Source organism: Bacillus sp. GBSW19 (assembly GCF_002998655.1).
Taxonomy (GTDB): Bacteria; Bacillota; Bacilli; order Bacillales; family Bacillaceae; genus Bacillus.
Genome location: NZ_PVRF01000002.1, coordinates 715,212 through 733,790 on the forward strand (window position 1 = coordinate 715,212; position 18,579 = coordinate 733,790).

At 43.8% G+C, this 18,579-nt stretch carries 23 protein-coding genes; 5 read left to right on the forward strand and 18 right to left on the reverse strand.

Annotated features, from left to right (window positions below; all coding sequences use genetic code 11):
- The 7 genes from C6344_RS13430 to C6344_RS13460 all read right to left on the reverse strand — a co-directional run bounded on the left by C6344_RS13430 (nucleotide 1) and on the right by C6344_RS13460 (nucleotide 6,404).
- Nucleotides 1-771: an ABC transporter ATP-binding protein gene (locus C6344_RS13430; protein WP_034660447.1), complete on the reverse strand. Its 771-nt coding sequence runs from the start codon at nucleotides 769-771 to the stop codon at nucleotides 1-3.
- Nucleotides 758-1,744 carry a FecCD family ABC transporter permease gene (locus C6344_RS13435; protein ID WP_106073000.1) on the reverse strand — a complete coding sequence of 329 codons (987 nt, stop codon included), beginning with the start codon at nucleotides 1,742-1,744 and terminating at the stop codon, nucleotides 758-760. The genes C6344_RS13430 and C6344_RS13435 overlap by 14 nt, the downstream gene beginning before the upstream one ends.
- Before the next feature lie 33 nt (nucleotides 1,745-1,777).
- Complete coding sequence (isdE, locus tag C6344_RS13440; protein ID WP_034660451.1) at nucleotides 1,778-2,665, reverse strand: heme ABC transporter substrate-binding protein IsdE; 888 nt, start codon at nucleotides 2,663-2,665, stop codon at nucleotides 1,778-1,780.
- 75 nt (nucleotides 2,666-2,740) lie between these two features.
- Nucleotides 2,741-4,549, reverse strand: coding sequence for an NEAT domain-containing protein (locus C6344_RS13445; RefSeq protein ID WP_106073001.1), 1,809 nt, complete (start codon nucleotides 4,547-4,549; stop codon nucleotides 2,741-2,743).
- A gap of 18 nt (nucleotides 4,550-4,567) precedes the next feature.
- A complete protein-coding gene (gene isdC, locus C6344_RS13450; protein WP_060597745.1) occupies nucleotides 4,568-5,221 on the reverse strand; it encodes a heme uptake protein IsdC in 654 nt (217 codons plus the stop codon).
- Between the two features lie 20 nt (nucleotides 5,222-5,241).
- Nucleotides 5,242-5,700 (reverse strand): NEAT domain-containing protein, encoded by a 459-nt coding sequence (locus C6344_RS13455; protein ID WP_066031542.1) that lies wholly within the window; start codon nucleotides 5,698-5,700, stop codon nucleotides 5,242-5,244.
- Between the two features lie 371 nt (nucleotides 5,701-6,071).
- Nucleotides 6,072-6,404 (reverse strand): winged helix-turn-helix transcriptional regulator, encoded by a 333-nt coding sequence (locus C6344_RS13460; RefSeq protein ID WP_060597584.1) that lies wholly within the window; start codon nucleotides 6,402-6,404, stop codon nucleotides 6,072-6,074.
- Between the two features lie 177 nt (nucleotides 6,405-6,581).
- Between C6344_RS13460 and C6344_RS13465 the strand changes: the two genes are divergently transcribed.
- The 4 genes from C6344_RS13465 to fosM are packed head-to-tail and all read left to right on the forward strand — an operon-like array spanning nucleotide 6,582 to nucleotide 9,776.
- Nucleotides 6,582-7,475: a VOC family protein gene (locus C6344_RS13465; protein WP_106073002.1), complete on the forward strand. Its 894-nt coding sequence runs from the start codon at nucleotides 6,582-6,584 to the stop codon at nucleotides 7,473-7,475.
- Nucleotides 7,453-8,214 (forward strand): GTP cyclohydrolase II, encoded by a 762-nt coding sequence (locus C6344_RS13470; RefSeq protein ID WP_066031541.1) that lies wholly within the window; start codon nucleotides 7,453-7,455, stop codon nucleotides 8,212-8,214. The genes C6344_RS13465 and C6344_RS13470 overlap by 23 nt, the downstream gene beginning before the upstream one ends.
- Entirely contained in the window at nucleotides 8,201-9,292 is a 1,092-nt protein-coding gene (gene ribD, locus C6344_RS13475; RefSeq protein WP_106030675.1) for a bifunctional diaminohydroxyphosphoribosylaminopyrimidine deaminase/5-amino-6-(5-phosphoribosylamino)uracil reductase RibD, read from the forward strand. The genes C6344_RS13470 and ribD overlap by 14 nt, the downstream gene beginning before the upstream one ends.
- Before the next feature lie 58 nt (nucleotides 9,293-9,350).
- Complete coding sequence (gene fosM / locus C6344_RS13480) at nucleotides 9,351-9,776, forward strand: FosM family fosfomycin resistance protein (RefSeq protein WP_106073003.1); 426 nt, start codon at nucleotides 9,351-9,353, stop codon at nucleotides 9,774-9,776.
- Between the two features lie 129 nt (nucleotides 9,777-9,905).
- Here the strand turns inward: fosM and C6344_RS13485 are convergent, their stop codons facing one another.
- From C6344_RS13485 to C6344_RS13515, 8 genes are all read right to left on the reverse strand, one after another.
- Nucleotides 9,906-10,763, reverse strand: a complete 858-nt coding sequence (locus C6344_RS13485) for a polysaccharide deacetylase family protein (protein ID WP_106073004.1) — start codon at nucleotides 10,761-10,763, stop codon at nucleotides 9,906-9,908.
- A gap of 65 nt (nucleotides 10,764-10,828) precedes the next feature.
- Nucleotides 10,829-11,158: a PTS sugar transporter subunit IIA gene (locus tag C6344_RS13490; protein WP_060597590.1), complete on the reverse strand. Its 330-nt coding sequence runs from the start codon at nucleotides 11,156-11,158 to the stop codon at nucleotides 10,829-10,831.
- A gap of 19 nt (nucleotides 11,159-11,177) precedes the next feature.
- Nucleotides 11,178-11,501 (reverse strand): PTS sugar transporter subunit IIB, encoded by a 324-nt coding sequence (locus C6344_RS13495; protein ID WP_060597591.1) that lies wholly within the window; start codon nucleotides 11,499-11,501, stop codon nucleotides 11,178-11,180.
- A 12-nt stretch (nucleotides 11,502-11,513) separates the two neighbouring features.
- Nucleotides 11,514-12,947, reverse strand: coding sequence for a glycoside hydrolase family 1 protein (locus C6344_RS13500; protein WP_060597592.1), 1,434 nt, complete (start codon nucleotides 12,945-12,947; stop codon nucleotides 11,514-11,516).
- On the reverse strand, nucleotides 12,944-13,201 hold the full coding sequence (locus tag C6344_RS13505; RefSeq protein ID WP_223254337.1) for a mannonate dehydratase: 258 nt from the start codon (nucleotides 13,199-13,201) through the stop codon (nucleotides 12,944-12,946). The genes C6344_RS13500 and C6344_RS13505 overlap by 4 nt, the downstream gene beginning before the upstream one ends.
- On the reverse strand, nucleotides 13,123-13,302 hold the full coding sequence (locus C6344_RS19035; RefSeq protein WP_223253274.1) for a hypothetical protein: 180 nt from the start codon (nucleotides 13,300-13,302) through the stop codon (nucleotides 13,123-13,125). Before C6344_RS19035 ends, C6344_RS13505 begins: the two co-directional genes overlap by 79 nt.
- 14 nt (nucleotides 13,303-13,316) lie before the next feature.
- Nucleotides 13,317-14,627 (reverse strand): PTS sugar transporter subunit IIC, encoded by a 1,311-nt coding sequence (locus tag C6344_RS13510; protein WP_034660464.1) that lies wholly within the window; start codon nucleotides 14,625-14,627, stop codon nucleotides 13,317-13,319.
- An 89-nt stretch (nucleotides 14,628-14,716) separates the two neighbouring features.
- Nucleotides 14,717-16,675: a BglG family transcription antiterminator gene (locus tag C6344_RS13515; RefSeq protein WP_106073005.1), complete on the reverse strand. Its 1,959-nt coding sequence runs from the start codon at nucleotides 16,673-16,675 to the stop codon at nucleotides 14,717-14,719.
- Nucleotides 16,676-16,811: 136 nt separating this feature from the next.
- On the opposite strand from C6344_RS13515, the gene C6344_RS13520 reads away from it, so the two are divergent.
- Nucleotides 16,812-17,024, forward strand: a complete 213-nt coding sequence (locus C6344_RS13520; RefSeq protein WP_223250412.1) for a hypothetical protein — start codon at nucleotides 16,812-16,814, stop codon at nucleotides 17,022-17,024.
- Between the two features lie 48 nt (nucleotides 17,025-17,072).
- Here C6344_RS13520 and C6344_RS13525 read toward each other — a convergent pair whose 3' ends face one another.
- From C6344_RS13525 to C6344_RS13535, 3 genes are all read right to left on the reverse strand, one after another.
- Nucleotides 17,073-17,498, reverse strand: coding sequence for a YwqH-like family protein (locus C6344_RS13525; RefSeq protein WP_060597595.1), 426 nt, complete (start codon nucleotides 17,496-17,498; stop codon nucleotides 17,073-17,075).
- 287 nt (nucleotides 17,499-17,785) lie between these two features.
- Nucleotides 17,786-18,049: a YwqI/YxiC family protein gene (locus C6344_RS13530; RefSeq protein ID WP_060597596.1), complete on the reverse strand. Its 264-nt coding sequence runs from the start codon at nucleotides 18,047-18,049 to the stop codon at nucleotides 17,786-17,788.
- A 38-nt stretch (nucleotides 18,050-18,087) separates the two neighbouring features.
- On the reverse strand, nucleotides 18,088-18,513 hold the full coding sequence (locus C6344_RS13535) for a YwqH-like family protein (RefSeq protein WP_060597597.1): 426 nt from the start codon (nucleotides 18,511-18,513) through the stop codon (nucleotides 18,088-18,090).
- Between the last annotated feature and the right edge of the window lie 66 nt (nucleotides 18,514-18,579).

Below are 18,579 nucleotides of genomic sequence, written 5' to 3' on the forward strand. Positions count from 1 at the left end.
TTATATGCCAACAGGCACGATGTACATTCCTGTTTCTGCATCCTGTCTAATCGTGACGGACACATCATAAATGTGCCGCACATTCTCTTCTGTTAACACATCGTTTGGCTGTCCTTCACTGATAATTCGTCCATCCTTCATCGCAATGATGACGTCACTGTAGCGGACAGCCTGATTCATGTCGTGCAGCACCATGACAATCGTGAGTCCATGAACGACATTGAGCTCACGGATCAGCTCAAGAATGTCAAATTGATAGTAGATATCCAAATAGGTTGTCGGTTCATCTAAGAAAAGGATCGGTGTTTTTTGCGCAAGTGCCATCGCAATCCATACACGCTGACGCTCACCACCTGACAGTGAGGCGAGCGGCACCTTTCGTTTTTCCGTTAGTTTTGTACTGGACAGTGCCCACTCTATCGCTCTCTCATCCTCTTCCTTGTCACCCCCGCGCATCGTCTGGTACGGCGTTCTACCGAATGCCACGACCCGTTCGATCGTTAAATCAAGCGGTGCTTCATTTTGCTGATGGACGACAGCCAGCTTTTTTGCCAGCTCCTTTGGCTTAAATGCATTCAGCGCTTGTCCGTCTAAGTGAATCTGCCCTTTGTTTGGACAATGATTATTCGCCATCAAGGAAAGCAGTGTGGATTTCCCCGAGCCATTTGGACCGATAATGGTTGTGATTTTCCCCTTTTCGATCTGTGTTGTGACCGATTGAACGATGTCCTTCTGCTGGTCATATGAGAATGACACCTCACGAATGTCCATGGAGACGGTCCCCCCTTCTTAACAAAAAGATCAGAAACGGCCCGCCTATCACGGCCATGATCGTAGAAGCAGGAATCTCATTTGGCGCTACAAGCGTCCTGCCGAGCGTATCAGCCGTCAAAATCAGCAAAGCCCCGCTTAACGCAGAAAAAGGAATGAGTACCCGATGATCCGAGCCAACAAGCCTTCTTGAAATGTGCGGAATGAGCAAACCGACAAAGGCAATCACGCCCGCTACCGCAGCTGTCACCGCCGCGAGTAATACCGCTGTGATGGAAATCAAAAGGCGCATTCTGGTCACACGCAATCCTAAATTTTTCGCTGTCTTGTCCTGAAGAGCCAAGAGGTTACACCATCTGCTGAAGAAAAGTGCTACGACAAGGCCGACGACGCCATAGACTCCGATTAAACGGACATCTCCCCACGTTTTCATCGTGAGATTTGACTGTCCTGACTGATTGATCGTGATATTGAAATAGCTGCAAATGGTCACAAATGCTTCAGCCATTCCAGTAAACATGGCATTGATGGCGATCCCAACCAAAATCATGCGGATTGGGCTTAAACCGCCCTTCCAAGACAGAACGTACACGAGGAAACATGCAATGGCTCCGCCTAATACCGAAAATAAAGGAGAGTAGAAATAAAATTGAGGAAGCGCTGTAATCGCCATTAAAGAAAAGAAGCTGGCTCCTGATGAAATTCCAATGACGCCGGCATCAGCTAATGGATTTCTCATGACCGACTGCAGCAGTACACCGGAGACAGATAAGGCGGCCCCTGTAAACATTGCGATGATCATGCGGGGAATTCTCAAATCTTTAATGATGTCTACCTGTGCATGTTGACCGGTGATGAGCCCTTCCAATAATTCAATCGGGGTGACATGAATACTCCCAGTAATGGCGGAATAAATAAACACGCACACCAGTAAGAGACTAACTATCAGAAATAAAATCCCTGTTTTTTTCATCTTGAACGTCCTTTTATCATTAAGATTCGCCGCTTATGACGGATAGAGCATACGCGTTAGTTCATCTAATGCTTCTGCTGCCTTTAAATTGCCCGTTGTCCCAAATAAGCTTTCTTCGAGGTCGTACACCCGGTCTTGCTTGACCGCATGAAAATGCTTCCAGATGTCATTTGTTTTAAATTCTTGATCAAACATGCGGACAACTTCATCTGGCATCCCATGTGCGGCCCGGAGTATGATATCTGGATTGGCTTTTTGTAAATACTCCGTATTAGATGCCAAATACTCCATTTTCTCACCTTTGACAATGTTCTTTCCGCCTGCGATACGTACAAGATCACCAATATATGAATTCTCTGTTGCCACCAAATAACTGCCCGGTACACCAAGCAAAATCAGAACGGACGGCTTGCGCTTTCCCTTCGTCTTCTCTTGTATGTCTTTCTTTTTTTGTTCAAAGTCAGACACGATGCGCTCGGCTTGTTTCTTTCTGTCATACTGAGCTCCAAGCTTCGTGATCGCCTTCTCCATGCTACCAAGGCTCTCGAGATTTAAGTATGTGGCAGGGACACCTGCTTGCTGAAAGGGTGTCTCTAAATCATATTGAAGGGTTGTGACAGACAGGACATCTGTCGGTTGAAGTGATTGGATGATTTCCATGTCCGGGCTCATTGGATTACCGACTTCCGGCAGTCCTTTATAACGAGCTGGCAAGGATTTTTGACTTGTTGGCACCCCGACAAGATCCACCTCTAAAGCATCCATAATCTCCACAGCAGCTACAGTCGTTGCCACAATGCGCGCACTTGATTCTGCGCTTTTTTTGCCTTTCGCTGAACTTTCGGCTGACTGTGAGCAGCCCGATAAGATCACGCACACACTAAGAGCAGCGATCAGGGTACATAACATTCGATGCTTCAAAAACAGAAGCCTCCTTTCGAAAAAAGAGAGTGGATGCGCCGAGAGAAATTGCGCATCTCACTTAAACTAATCCATCTATCTTGTTCTTGTTTGATACTTTCTTACGAGTACGAATAATGACCCGCCGAATAAAAGAATATACACCCAAAAAAGAGAGGTATCTCCTGTTTTCGGATTCAACTGTCCAGTCTCAGACTTGGTTTGGTCATCTGATGGAGTAAATGTCATCTGCTCTGCGCCTGTTTCCTCTGGCGCTAGATTTTCAAGCTGATTTGTTTGAGAATCGCGATCATTTGGATTTTTGACAAAGCCGATACTCTCATCGTCTCCGATTACCATAGCAATGCCGCTTCCTTCACCAAGAGTGATTCCTTTTGTGTCATAGACAAGTTTGACATCGTACTGCTCATGATAATTCGCAGCCGGAATATCAATTTTTACGCGTGCTGCTTGAGCAGTGCTTAAACTTTTGGCTTCATATTGAATCACTCGTGTGTCTGCTTTTTGATCTGTTTTTGCGACAAGAGTCTCTTCATATTTCCCGCCTGTCCCTACTTGGAAGGATGTGATGGCTGAGCTGTTCTTCACTGTATATGAAACGAAATGGCGGCCATTTTTTACGACCAATGTCGCAGGGCTCACGACGTAATCGTTCATACGAGAAGGCTCATCCTTGTCTGCTTTCTTCATTGAGAAAGGCAGCTTGTATACACCATCTTTAAGCTTAGCCGTCTCTTGAGCAGCTCCGCCGTTATTTGTTTCTGGTGATGGTGTGTTTGGTTTTGGTGTTTCTGGTGCAGCCGGTGTTTCTTCCTCTACCTGCCCGTCCTTAAGTGGAGCGATACTCTTTGCATCGAATTGAAAACGAATATCGTAGGTTTGGTCATAGTGAGCAGCTGCTACCACGATGTGTACTTTTCCTTTGACCGCTTTTTTCAGATCAGCGACATCAAATGACACCACTCTTGTGTTCTTTGCTTTATCTGTGCTGACCGTCTTCACTTCTTGATAAGATCCGTTTTTCTCTGTTTTCAAGGAAGCGACAGACGTATGATCCTTCACCGTAAAGGAAATGGTTTGTTTTCCATTTTTGATGGTTAAGGATGCAGGATGTGAGAAGTATTGGTTCATCCGAGATGCCTCGTCCTGATCCCCTTTCAGCACACTGTAATTGATGCGGTATTCGCCATCTTTTAATTGATTTTGCGCAGAATCATCTGGTTTTGTGCCATTGTTATTGCCAGGTGTTGCCTGATGATCGTCTGGCTTTGTCCCATTTTGATCATCCGGCTTTGTTTCGTTATCGTCTGGCTTTGACCCGTTTTGATCATCCGGCTTTGTTTCATTATCGTCTGGCTTTGACCCGTTTTGGTCATCCGGTTTTGTTTCGTTATCGTCTGGCTTTGCAGGTGTAACGAGTGTTAGGCTGCTTTGATCGAATGCAAGCTGTACGTCATACGCTTCGTCATAAATAAAGCCGCCTAAATCCCAGTAAATTTTCACCCAGCCGTTTAATTTGGCTGATAAGTCAGCAACATCAAATTTGATCACACGTGTATTGGCTGTTTCATCCTCACTGACGGTTTCAGTGGTGACAAGAGCACCATTTTGTTCAACTTTGAAATCTGTAATCTCTTTGCTTTGCTTCAGCGTGACATAGGCTGTTGTCTTGCCATTCTCCACAATCAGCTTAGCTGGCTTTTCTGTATACGTATCCATCATGGACGCTTCTGTGCTGCCATTCTTTAAAATGGTGAATCCGGCCGTGTATTCACCATCAACAAATGATGCCGCTTGAGCCGTTCCTTGAGGAATCTGAAACGCAGTCAATAAACTGAATAAAACGAGCAGAATAGCTGCCTTTAGATGAAAAAGACGTTTCAAATGGTGACACTTCCTTTCTTAATGCTTGATGATCCACTTTCTTGCTAAAAACCCGCCTGAGCATAGAGCAAGCACAAGGAGCCACCCTGTCTGGTTTGTATCACCAGTTTGAGGATTCTCTTCTTGTTTTGTCGTGGATGAATCAGATGTTTTCGTTGATTCTTTTGATGGCTGCTGATCTTCTGCTGCACCCGCTGATTTGTTTGTGCTGTTAGACGAAAGCGATTTCATGCTGCTCTCATCGAATTTCAGCTGAATGGTATAATCATGATCATAATCAGCAGATTTAACAGTGACATGAATTTTTGACTTGATTGGCTTAGACAAGCTCTGAGCTTGGAACTGAACAAGCCTTGTGTTGGCTTTTTTATTAGTTGAGAGAACCGTTGTGTCGACATAGCCGCCATTTCCCGGCACTTTAAATTCCGTCACCCAGCTGCTATTTTTAATGGTCATTTGTACAGTCAGCTTCCCATTTTTTGCAATCACTTTTGCTGGCTTCAGCCAGTAATCATTTGCCATGGAAACCGCATTTCCTTCAGCCTTCAGCACAGTATAGTTGACGGAGTATGTACCATCCTTTAACGTGGCAGCCTGTGCGTTTGAAAAAGGCAGCATAAGTGCCAATAATAAAGCGGTCATGAAGACTGATAGCCTCATCATTTTTTTCATCAAGCGAATTTCCTCCCTTTCTATTGAACAGATGCTGCATCAAACTTGAGGCGGATGTCGTAATTGCCTGTATATCCGATGACCGGTACAGTCACGCTCACTTTTGCTGGTACGACTTCTGTCAGGCTGTTCACGTTGAATTCAACCGTTCTCTTATTTGCAGCTGTATTTGTACTGATCACCTTCGCATCTTTGTACACACCTTGATCAAGTGTTTTAAAGCTTGTGATCCAAGAGCTATTCGTTAACGTGACTTGTGCTTTGATTTTTCCATTCTTCACGACAAGCTTGGCTGGTTTTTCAAAATACGTATTCGCTGTTGAAGTCGAATCGCTATCTGCCTTCCATACCACATATTGTGCTGAATGTTGACCATCTGCTAAGCCTGCTGCTGAGGCTGAGCTAACCGGGGCTAGGGCAAATAATAGAACAAAACTAAAGAACAATAATACGTGTGATGTTGAACGAATGGCTTTCATGTGAACCCTCCTAAATGATATTGATAATTATTCTCAATAGACAATAAAAAAAATAACCTTCATAAGCGCTGGATCACACTTATAGATGATTATGATAATCATTATCAATTGAGTTGAAAAAATAAATCTTTGCTTCCTAAAAGCCAAAGATGTCTGTTTCTAAATGATGGTTTGAAACGTGTTTTAGGTAATCTGTCCCATTCATGATACCATGGCATAACCTCCATTCCATTACAGGGAAAAGAACCCTCTTCTCCTTGATATTATATGATGAATGAATTTATTGTCAACATCATTTTTCATACTATTGACTTAGATTTCTGGAAAATCGCACAAAAAAAATTTCGACCAGACAGACTGATCGAAATCGATTAGGAAGGGACATGTTCCCCTTTTTTGCTGTTTTTACGTTCTAAAGACCAAGCATACATTTCACGAATAATCGGCTCAATTTTCTTCCCTTGCGCTGTTAATTCGTATTCAATCCGTACTGGAATGTCAGGGTATACGTTTTTCTCAACGAGTCCTTCAGCCTCTAAATCCTTCAGCCTTTCTGATAATAATCGTCCGCTGATGTCCATTTCATTTTCAAGCTGACAGAAACGCTTAGGGCCTGTCAGAAGCTGATTGATGATGAGAATGACCCACTTCTTGCCTAGAATCTCCATGGCATCTGTGATTGGACAGCCATCTACTTGAGCCATACCTTACTCCCTCCCGCTTTTCTCTCTTTTTTTTCATTATAGCACAATTAATTACTTGAAATAAGTCACTAACTATTATATAGTTTAGTTACTTTAAGTAACAAGGTATTCATTTTTATAGATTTTCAAAAACATTTGAACATGCCGATGCATATATCATGAAGGAGCTGACCGAGCTTGAAGACAATTGAGGAGCTAAGATTGGGTGTAACAGAGTTACATGTGTCCAGCTTTGAGCGTTCTTTACCTTTTTATACAGACATTTTAGGATTTACAATAGTAGAACAGACGGAATCCACCGTCACTCTTGGAAGCAGTGCAAAGGAACCCATTCTTTTGTTAAAAGAGGATGCACAGCTCAAGGAGAAGCCTGATCATGAGCCAGGACTTTATCATTTTGCTGTTTTATTACCTACCAGAAAAAACCTGGGCACATGGCTGGCACATGTGATCAAAAAAGGCTATCCTTTAATTGGAGCAAGCGATCACTTTTTCAGTGAAGCCATTTATTTAAGTGACCCTGACGGCATTGGCGTAGAAATATATGCTGATCGCCCTGAGGACGTTTGGGTAGGTGAGCATGGAGAACTGAAAGGTGGCGGAAATGCACCTCTTGATGGAGATGGTCTCCTGCAAGAAGCCGCTGATACAAATTGGGAAGGACTTCCCGCTGGTACAGTTATGGGACACTTACATTTCCATCTTAACCCAGAAGAAGCTGATTCCTTTTATGTCAATACGCTCGGTTTTCACATCAGAATGGCTCCACCAGCAAGCCTGTTTATCGCCGCTGGTGTGTACCACCATCACCTTGCCTTTAATGCATGGGGACGGGGACGAAAAGGAGCCATTGATCCACGTTTTTCAGGAATTAGAAGCTATACACTGGTATTCCCACAAGAAGCAGACAGACAGTCCGTTGTCGAGCGTCTGACAAAAGCAGGCACTCAAGTGAAAACAACAGGGAAAAGTAACGAATTTGTTGATCCATTTGGCGTTCTCGTTCGTTTACAGATTGAAGAAACAGACAAAAAAGAAGGTGCAGAATATGGACAAACACACAGATCTTAAAACAGCCATTTTAAAAGATAAAATCAAACGAGTACAGCAAGAAGACGGGTATATATATATCACTGGACCCATTAAATTGCCAGTGAATTTAGACGGCAGAACCGTGATGTTCAACTGGTATTCATGGTTAAAAGACGATGGAAAAGAGCCATTGTCAGATGACGCTTTAATTGAAAGCCTCTCGTCCCGCCAGCTTGCCGATCATCAGCAGTCAAGCGTTCTAGTGTATGGGGAGTTCGAGCACGCTGACGAAGCCCTTATCCGCATGCATTCCATTTGCCACACTGGTGATATTTTCGGAAGCAAGCGCTGCGATTGCGGGTTCCAATTGAAGCAGTCCATGCGGATGATTGAAGACAATGGTGCAGGTGCACTGTTCTATTTAGCCAATCATGAAGGCCGCGGTATTGGACTTTTCAGTAAAGCCATGGCTTATATTCTTCAAGAAAACGGCTACGATACAGTAGAAGCGAACGAAGCACTCGGCTTTGAAGATGACACGCGTCAATATGAAGAAGCCATCGCGGTTCTTCAAACACTTCGTACAAAGCCAGTCAGACTCATTACCAATAATCCGAAAAAGACAGATGCCATCAGCCATGCAGGTCTATCTCTTTCTGGACGCATTCCGCTTTGGGGTGATGTCTCGGAGTTTAATGAAAAATACTTACAGACAAAAATCAACCGCTCAGGTCACATGAAGGCGGAGCAAGAGGTGCGTACGATTGCCACATCATGAGCGATATATGAATCTAGCCCTTGAAAATGCACAGGCAATGAAAGGTCAGACCTCTCCAAACCCGCTCGTCGGGGCTGTGATTGTGCGAGAGAATGAAATTGTTGGTGTCGGTGCTCACATGAAAGCCGGTGAACCGCATGCTGAAATTCATGCACTTAAAATGGCTGGAGACAAGGCAAAAGGAGCCACCATTTATGTGACCCTCGAGCCTTGTTCCCATCACGGCCGCACAGGCCCTTGCGCGGAAGCACTTGTGAAAGCAGGCGTCGAAACCGTTGTCGTGGCAGCGCTTGACCCGAACCCGCTTGTCGCAGGCCGCGGGATTGCCATCTTACAAGATGCTGGCATCCAAGTGATTACAGGCGTACTGGAACAGGAATCCATTCTCATGAATGAAGTATTTAATCATTTTATTACGAAAAAAACACCTTTCGTGACGCTCAAGGCAGGTATTACCTTAGACGGAAAAATTGCGTCTGCTACGTCTGACAGTAAATGGATTACATCTGAAACATCTCGTTATGATGCTCATCATATCCGCAGTATCAATGATGCGATTTTGGTCGGTGCTCAAACCGTTATTCATGACGATCCTTCACTAACTGCACGGATTCCAAATGGGCATCATCCGATTCGAATTGTCTTAGACTCTAAGCTGTCAACACCGCTGACAGCAAAGATCGTCACTGATCAGACGGCACCTACATGGATCTTTACGACAAAGCAAGCCAATGAGGGAAAACGAGCCGCTTTAGAAGCAGCTGGCGTCAGTGTCTTTATAACAGATAGCGACACGCGGGTGCCCCTGCAAGAAGTGCTTCAAGTGCTGGGAGAAAGAAATGTCTCCTCCCTCATGATTGAAGGCGGCGGCCAGGTCAATGCCTCATTTTTAGAACAGCAGCTTGTAGATAAATTGGTCATCTATATGGCACCTAAACTCATTGGCGGTCGGCTGTCCCCTTCCTTTTTTGGAGGCGAAGGCATACGCCTCATGAGTGATGCCATCGAATTGGATCAACTCTCAGTAGAACCACTAGGGAAAGATATCAAAATAACGGGCTATCCTGTTTATCAATAAACAAGCTTGTAGACCCCATCTACAGGCTTTTTTTCAAATATGTTTTGAGGTGAATGTGATGTCGATAAAAGGAATCAATCATTTGTTATTTTCTGTTTCTGATTTAGAAACCTCTATTGATTTTTACACAAACGTATTTGACGCCACTTTATTAGTAAAAGGAAAAAAGACAGCTTACTTTGATTTGAACGGGCTATGGCTTGCCCTGAATGTGGAAAAAGACATTCCTCGTCAAGACATTCAGCACGCTTACACGCACATCGCTTTTTCAATTGATGAAGAGGATGTAGATCACATGTACAACAAGCTAAAACATTTGAACGTCAACATCTTGCCAGGCCGTCCGAGAGATGAAAAAGATCATCAGTCGATCTACTTTACGGACCCTGATGGACATAAATTTGAGTTTCATACCGGGACCATGAAAGATCGAATCGATTATTACAAGCAAGAAAAAACTCATATGGAATTTTTTGATGAATGATAAAAAAACAGAACTTCCATCTTCATGAAAGTTCTGTTTCGCCTTTGAACCACCCAAATGTCGATTCACCAATCATCAGCGTGAAACTTGTCGTAAAATGTTTCATGTGAAACATTTGTGATTTGATCTCTATCGATTCCCCTCTACCAGTCTGCCAAAGCTTTCGGGTGAAAGTCCCGGTGACACGCGGATACGATGCAAGGACATCATGCCTTGTTCCTTTTTCGCATGTCCTGGTTCAGTGGTGACAGCCATTTGATAACCGGCTTCCTTCGCTAGTTTTAGCGTGTCTTCGTTATAGCGTCCGACAGGATAGCTGACCATTCTCGTATGCTGAGAAAAACGTTGATCAAAGAATGCCTTTGATCCTTTTAATTCCTCTTTCTGCTGCTCCTTTGATAAACGATTGAGCTCTAAATGATGAATTGTATGACTCTCAATCGAAAGCCCATTTGCTATCATTTCATCCATTTGATCATCCGTTAAGTGGTTCGGGCGCCCAATGGATTGCGCAATCATGAAAATCGTTGCCTTCATTCTATACTGCTTTAAAATCGGGAATGCCTTTGTATAGTTATCGGTATATCCATCATCGAATGTAATGAGGACACACTTTTCACTTGGCTTCGTATTTGTTGTGAAGACGCGGTAAGCTTCTTCTGGCGACAGCGTGACATAGTCGTTGTCCTTCAGCCATTTCATATGAGCCGCAAACTCGCTCTTTGGTACACGAAGCGAGTTGCCGCTGGAGATGCTGTGATACATCAAAATCGGAAGCTCTACCGGCTCCTTTTGCTCAATCCAACTTTGTGTATCAATCTCTGCTGCTTCTGTCTGCTGAATCTCTTCTGTTTCTTTTAATCGTAATGGACCCTTTTCCTCTTTGACTACTTGCTGGTTTCCTATCGTTTGCTCCTTCGTTCCCATACAGCCCGAAATGAGCAGCACCAAAAGACCAACCGCAATCAACATACATGTTTTTTTCATTCACCAATCCTGCTTTCTCTCTATCTACCGAATGATTATAACAGAAATTGGTTAATAGCTGATATCTATTTTGACAGGGCGTTCATTTTTTTACACATTTCGATCATTTCGATGGCGAGCAGATGAATGGTCTCTGTTGTGAGCATTTGATCTTCTGCGTGTATCAGCAGTAAAGAAAAGGGAAGCTGCTCACCTGCCGCCTCTTTTTGGATCAGCGGCAAGTGCAGATTGTGGATGCTTCGAAACGCTTCCTCCCCTTTTTCAATCAACTGCTGTGCTTTTTCAAAATCATCTGCTCTTGCTAGACGAATCGCTTCGACATAATGACTTCTTGCCTCGCCTGCATGAGCAATGATTTGAAAGGCTGCTCCCTGCATTTCCTCTAATACCGTCATCTGCTTCTCCTCCAATTACTTAAGATTCATTTGCTAGTTTCAGAGCATGCTCTAGTATTTTTTCCCCGTTCGCTGTTCCGTATAATCTCACATTGATGACATCGACAGGTATTTGATAAGGTGCAGCGGTTTTTTCTGCTGCCTTTTTCATAAAGCTTACTTGCGGTCCAAGTAAAATCACCTGAACATCTCCTCCATGCTCTTCTAATTCATCCGCAATGGCCCCTTCAGGTATGGCGTAGATATCATAATCCAGCTCTTTAGCTTCTGCAGCAGCCTTCATTTTGGACACTACAATGGACGTCGACATTCCTGCGGCACAAGCGAGAATGATTCGTTTCATATTCCATCACTCCTATCGATAGATGACTTCTGTTTCAACCTTCAGTTCCCTTGTTTTGATTAATGTCTGGTACCAATACGCTGATGCTTTCAACTGGCGATTCCGTTCATTTTCCAGCTGGATTTCGACTAACCCGTAGCGGTTTTTAAAGGCATTCATCGGTGAGACATTATCCGTAAAAGCCCACAGCATATAGCCCGTGCAATTTGATCCTTCTGCTTTCGCTTGAAGTACCCGCTTCAAATGCTGGCTGATAAATGAAATGCGATACTGATCATCAATGATACCGTCTTCATTTTTAAACCGTTCTTCCTTTTCTACACCCATCCCGTTTTCGGCTACAAACCACTCGATATTTCCGTATTCTTCTTTTATTCTCATCCCCATATCATAGACAATGTTTGGGTATATTTCCCAGCCTCTGAATGGATTCATTTTTCTCCCTGGCAGCTCAAACATATCGTAATAATAAGACGGATGAAATGGCGTCCCTTCGTTCCACGCCTTACTCGGCGCCTTGACACGATGCGGATAGTATAAGTTGAGCCCGACGACATCGACCGTATGATTCTTGATGACCTGAAGCTCTTCCTCTGTCGAATCAAAAAGAATATCATGCTTTTTCAACACATCGAGCAATTCCTCTGGATACTCCCCTTTGATGGAGGGATCTAAGAACATTCGATTGAAAAACAAATCATACATCCGTGCCGCTTCTTGATCATGCGGGGCAGAGGATCTTGCATACGTCACTTCTGGATTGAGAATCACCCCGATTTTTGCACCTGTCGATTCCTTCAATCCCATCTCCCGAAACAGCTTCACCACTTTTGCTGTTGCCAGCGCTTTATGATAGTTCCACTGCATCCATTTTTTCGTATTTTGCTCAAAGGGATAACGGATGGCATCTAGATAAACACGTGTTTGGACAACAATTGGTTCATTAAAGCTAAACCAATGTTTGACCCTGTCCCCGTAGCGCTCAAACACTTTTTCCGCATAGAGAACAAACAGCTCGACGACATGCTTTGATGACCATCCGCCATACTTCTCAAGCAAAACGGCAGGAAGCTCATAATGCTCTAAGCAAAACATTGGCTCTACACCTGCTGCAATTAATCCATTGATCAAGTCATCAATGTAACGGGCATAGGTCTCATCCACAATCCCCTTCTCGTAATCTATGAGAAACCTCGACCAATTGATCGATGTCCTATAATGTGTCAGTCCAATCTCTCTCATTAAGGCCACATCTTCAGGATAGCGCTCGTAAAAGTTCGTCGCACCAGCCGGACCATATCCTTCGTGCCACACGTGATAACCTTCCTTATACCATGAATCAATGTACGAATCCTGATGCACCTGCTTTCCCTTCCATCCCTCTGTTTGCCAAGCAGAAGCCGCTGCACCTAGGATAAAATCACTTGGAATCTCGATTCTGTTCATATCGCTACCTTCCCTTTCCTCGTTTGAACGTGAAGCCCCTCCCAAATTCCTTGCAAATACACAGCCCCAAGTGCTCGATCATATAAACCGTAGCCAGGTCTGCCTGTCTCGCCAAAGATCATACGTCCATGATCCGACCGGACATAGCCATTAGAGCTCTCTTCAAACAAAGCCTTCACAATTGCCCCCATATCAAGACTTCCTGCTGACGAAAGGTGCGCTGACTCTTCAAAATCACCATTTTCATGAACGATGGCATTTCGTCAATGAGCAAAGTGGATGCGCCATTTTTCGCATATTTACGCGCAAGTGAAACGGGATCATCCTCTCCATACCACTTACATTGCATGTTCATTCATGCCCCTCCTTTTATTCTGAATCTGGTGCCGCTTCTGGTTTGCGGTTAGACAAGAGAACAAATGGCAAATAGATGAAGACTGCTACTACAATACAGATGAGCTGTGTAATGACAGCTCCCATGCTGCCAGCGGTTGACAGCCATGCATTCACAATCGGCGGTGTCGTCCACGGCACCATCACGACTGCTTTTCCAGCAAATCCTGTAGCTGTCGCAATGTAACCAATCGTCCCTGTCACAAGCGGTGTGACGATAAATGGGATTGCCATCACAGGGTTTAACATAACGGGTAATCCAAAAATAACGGGTTCATTGATGTTGAAGAGGCCCGGCCCAGATGAGAGCTTGGCAATGCTTCGCATCTCTTCCCTTCTTCCAGCAATAAAAATCGCAATCAAAAGCCCAATGGTCACACCTGAACCACCAATACTCATATACACATCCCAAAATGGCATCGTGATGATATTCGGAATCTCTTTTCCCTCTTGAAATGCTGTCATATTCACTGCAATCGACCCTAATAAGAGCGGCTCCCGGATCGGTTTGATCATCTGGTTGCCATGGATGCCGATCACCCAGAAAAATTGCGCCACAAACATCAATGTTAAAATCCCCGGCAGACCCTGTACAACACTTTCTAGCGGGCGCTGCACCACGTTATACACTGCTTCATGCAAATAAATGCCTGTCAAACGGTGAAATGCAAAGCCGAATGAACTAATGATCGTAATCGTAATGATCGAAGGAAAAAGTGACGAAAAAGATGTCGCAACATTCGATGGAACAGAATCTGGCATCTTGATTTGAAGCCATTTCACCTCGGTCAGCTTACAAAAGATTTCCACAGATATGATCGCAATGATCATCCCTAAAAATAAGCTTTTTGGATCAGAAAATTGCCTTGCCAGTACATCTACAACCTCACGCATCGATCCATCCACTTCAAGAAGAAGTGTCGTTGGAATAACAGATATAAATGAAATCAAAGCCATCAGCCCTGGGAACAGGGACTTGTGCCCGTTGATTTTCCCAAGCTCTATCCCGATGAGGAACACAGCCCCAATCGTTAAAAAGTTCAGCGTGGCATAATTGATTGCCTTCATAATTGGCTGAAGCTCCGCTAAAAATCTGAATATCTCAAAATGAGCAAGCCCTGTTTCCGGGCTCATGATCATATTTGCCACCAATACAGCAAAAGCCCCTGTAATGATGATTGGCATCAATGTGACAAATGCCTGTTTAATCGCCATAATATATTTCTGATTCGTGATGCGATAAGCCACATTCCCCATGACGTCTGCCGCTTTCTCCTTGAAGCTCATGATCCGTCTCCCCCTTTGCAAAAACTCGTGATCATCCTCCTTTTTGATGTTATTTTAAAAGCGCTTTCATTAACATCTAATCTTTTTCCTCACAGATGCGGAAATGGGTGTCCCGTTTTTTCATTCGGATGCTCCAATACTTGAAGCGCCGCCGTCAGTTCCTCAAATGAAGCGGCCTTGATGAGTTGTTCCACCACTTCCTTCCGCTCTGTCAGCCGCACAAGAAATTGATAAAGCGACTGTAATTCTTTTTGATACGTCTTCTGGATACTCAACAAACAAACGACTTGTACTCGATCTTCACCCCACAGCACCGTTTTTTTCAACGTGCAGATCGCACAAAACGTGTCATCTGTTGCCGGCTTCATCGGATGAGGAATCGCGACCAAATGACCGAACGATGTCGGGGACACTTGCTCTCTTTCCAGCAATAATTGTTCAAACTCGTCCGGGATGCGATGTTGTTCCTTTAGCACGTTCACGAAAAATTGAAGAACCTCTTCTCTTGATTGAAGGTCTTGCTGAAAAAATGCCAGCGCCGGACTGACATACCGCAAAACCCCTGTATCCTGTGGATCCTGCACAAAACGTTTCAGCCGTACAATATCATCGTCACTTAAAATCGTATGTACATCAATCACTGGCACCGGCAATGTGTTCTGAAGCGGAATGGTACTAATAATAAAATCAATGCTTCTCAAATCATACGAAGGAAGATCCCCAATACTTGCAGTTCCAGCGATCTCCAGCCTTCCGCTAAAAGCCGCCGTCAGCTTATGAAGAAGGAGCTGACTGCTGGCGACACCCGTTGCACACACAATAAGGCATCTCTTTCTCACATGCTGTGATTTTGTCCGCTCGATTGCAGCACCGATATGGAGCGCCAAATACCCAATCTCATCCTCATGGATCTCGACCCCCTCTTTTTCCTTCAGCCATCTGCCCATATAGACACCCGCTTCAAATGCAATGGGATAATGCCTTTTAATGTCCGGTAAATAGGGGTTACGAATGTTCATATCGTACTTAAAACGATGAATGGCGGAACGCAAATGAAGACTTAATCCAACGATCAACTCCTTATCAAATTGAATATCAAGTGACATGTGCTCCTCTACATAAGCAAGTAATTGGTGAGTGAAGCGAAAGTGATCTTCGTCTAGAAGGTGAAATAGCGTATGGCCGTCATCTCCATATGCCATCATCTTGGCACCCATCAAGTGAATCGCAATGTACGCCATTTCAGATAACGGAAAATCAATAGCTAATACATGCCGAATATCTTCTGCCATTTGTTGAGCCACTTGAAAAACAGGCTGCACTTGAATGTCTTTCAATTCCGCTTCTGGCATCATGACTAGTTTTTTCTCTTCAATTCGTTTGCATGCAATGGCGATGTGGGTGACTAAATTACTTAAACCGATCTCTGACAGATGAAGTCCGCTTGCTTTTGTACGTGAACGCACAATGTCCTGAACCAATTGATACGTTTCTTCAGGTAACAGCGCAGAGTTCGCATGCTCTTGCTGAAACACATGCTCAGCCATACAATATCTTAATTTCATTTCATCCCCTGTCAGCCGCAATCCATATTTAGGGCGATGTGCTACAGAAAGTCCATGTAATGAAAACAAATGTCTGACCGCTTTCAAATCATTCTTCACTGTCGATTCACTCACAAATAGTTCCTCTGCCAACCCATCTAATTTGATATAGTCTTCAGACAGAAGCAGCCTTTTCAATAGATACGCCACACGGTCTTTAGGCTGATTGGGAATGACCTGTTCCTTTTTTTCGTTTCTTTCTCTCAGCGACTTTTTCAAAAATGTACGAAATGCCCCATAATCCTCGACGGTCAATGTATACCCTGCCCCGCGTTTGATATGTAGTGCGGCTCCTTGTTCATCTATTATAGATTTAAGCGTTTTCATATCTGTTCGGATGGTTCGTGATGTGACGCCAATCACGCGGGCAATTTCTTCACTTGTCAGTTCCTGCTCCGCTTGCATCAAGCGTTTCAGGAGCTCCTCCTGACGTAAAGATAGCATGGGCTCTCCTCCCTTGGCATTTACTTTTGCCTATCATCATAAACGAAAATAGAACTCTTTGCCCAGTTTTTCTTACAAATCGGGAACCTCAATATGGCTCAATCGTATGATGATGAAACAAGAGGAGGGATGCATCATGGGTTCTTTTATGTTTGTTGTTATGATCATATTGGCTTCTTTAGGAGCAATCATTGCCCACCTGTTCACATCAAAGGATAAACGTACATCTGCTAAGCGTTCTTCACATCACAGTTCAACGACAAGTACCTATACTGATTCATATACTCATCACGCTTCTGATGCCTCCTGCGGGGGAGATTCAGGCGATAGCGGTGGTGGATGTGACTAAACAAAAAAACAGCCGCTCGCTTATGAGACGGCTGTTTTATATTTTATTTTAAAGAGCTTTCCAGCCCCGTTCAATCAAATGTTTAACATCCTTTGCAAAATCCTCGCCCTTTTCCATCACGTCCTGGGCTCTTCCGGCAAAATTACTGGCAACAGCCAGCTCCATTTTTTTTAATTCAAAGTGCAAGATTTTTTGATCAATCTCGGTTATATATTTTTCATACTCATTGTTCACGATGTCGTGCATTACATGGTAGGCGTCTTTTCGGTGGCGATGAAAGTCGGTTCCTCTCTCACCTTTCCATGACGAATCTAGAGCAGGCTTCTTAATTTCCTTTATGTCTGACTGCGCAAGATCTTGTTCTGTTCGAATATTGCTTTTGGCTGTCTTTAACCGAGAGATCATTTCATCAAATTCTGCACGTCTGTTTTCAATTCCCATATGCAGATGGTGTAGCATCTCGGATAAACTCATGTCATCCACCTCTATCGGACCTCATACGAAAGCACAGCGTCAGAGCCTTGGAAGCTATCGACTCACTTGATTTTTCCAATCCTGACATTTCTATCGTTTCGCTTTCATTAAGTATAGTATAAGGTGAAAAGCCTCAGTCTTAAATAGGGAAAAGGTGTCCTTTTAGTGACGTGTTTGGAAGAAAAACGGAATAATACAAGGTCGTACATCCTGAATTTTATATGATTCCATTGAACTATATTTCTTATCATGCAAATGTAATCCATAAATAAAAGCGATTGTGCTGATTATTTTGCAGCAATCGCTTCGTCCTGTTCTTTTAAGGTTTTCACATTCGAGCGCGTGTCCTGGACATTTTTGATTAAGGCTTCTTTAAAGTTTGAGACCATTTCGTTCACCTCTGCCTCACGTGCCGTCCATTTGGTCACAAATTCAAGGCTGTTTTCACCCGCTTTATCTGCTGCTTTTTTCATCATTAAAGCTTCGACTGCTTGGGAGACTTCATCTAGTTGATTCATAACTGTTTGGTAGTTTAACTTAATTTGTCCCATCGTGATATCCTCCAGATTTGTTCAGCATGAAAGCAGCTTTAAAAACTGTTCCATGCTTTTGAGATCAAGCGTTTGGCGTCCTCTACTGCGTCTTCTCCTTTTTCAGCAAGACGTGCGGCGTCTCCAGCTAAGGAACTGGCAAAGGATAACGCAGTTTGTTCAGCTTCTAATGTACTGATTTTGAATTCGATGCGGCTCACGTAGCGTGGGTATTTGTCGTTCACAATCGTTTGCAGCGCATCATGTGCTTCATTCCGCTCTGATTTGAAATCCTTGCTTCGCTCACCTTTCCAAGAGGCCCCAAGCTTTGGCTGCTTGATTTGCTTCAGGTCTGTTTCTGCCGCATCTTGTTCTCGTTCGACCTTACTTTTCGCCTTTTTAAGTCGAGCGATTTTCTCTTCAATTTCTGCTTTTTTACTTGTAATGCCACCGTTTAGGGCAGACAGCATATCCGACAAGCTCATTATGGGTTCCTCCTCCTGTCAAAAAATAAAAACGCTGCTTAGAGTTCCTCTAAACGAGCGTAAGGT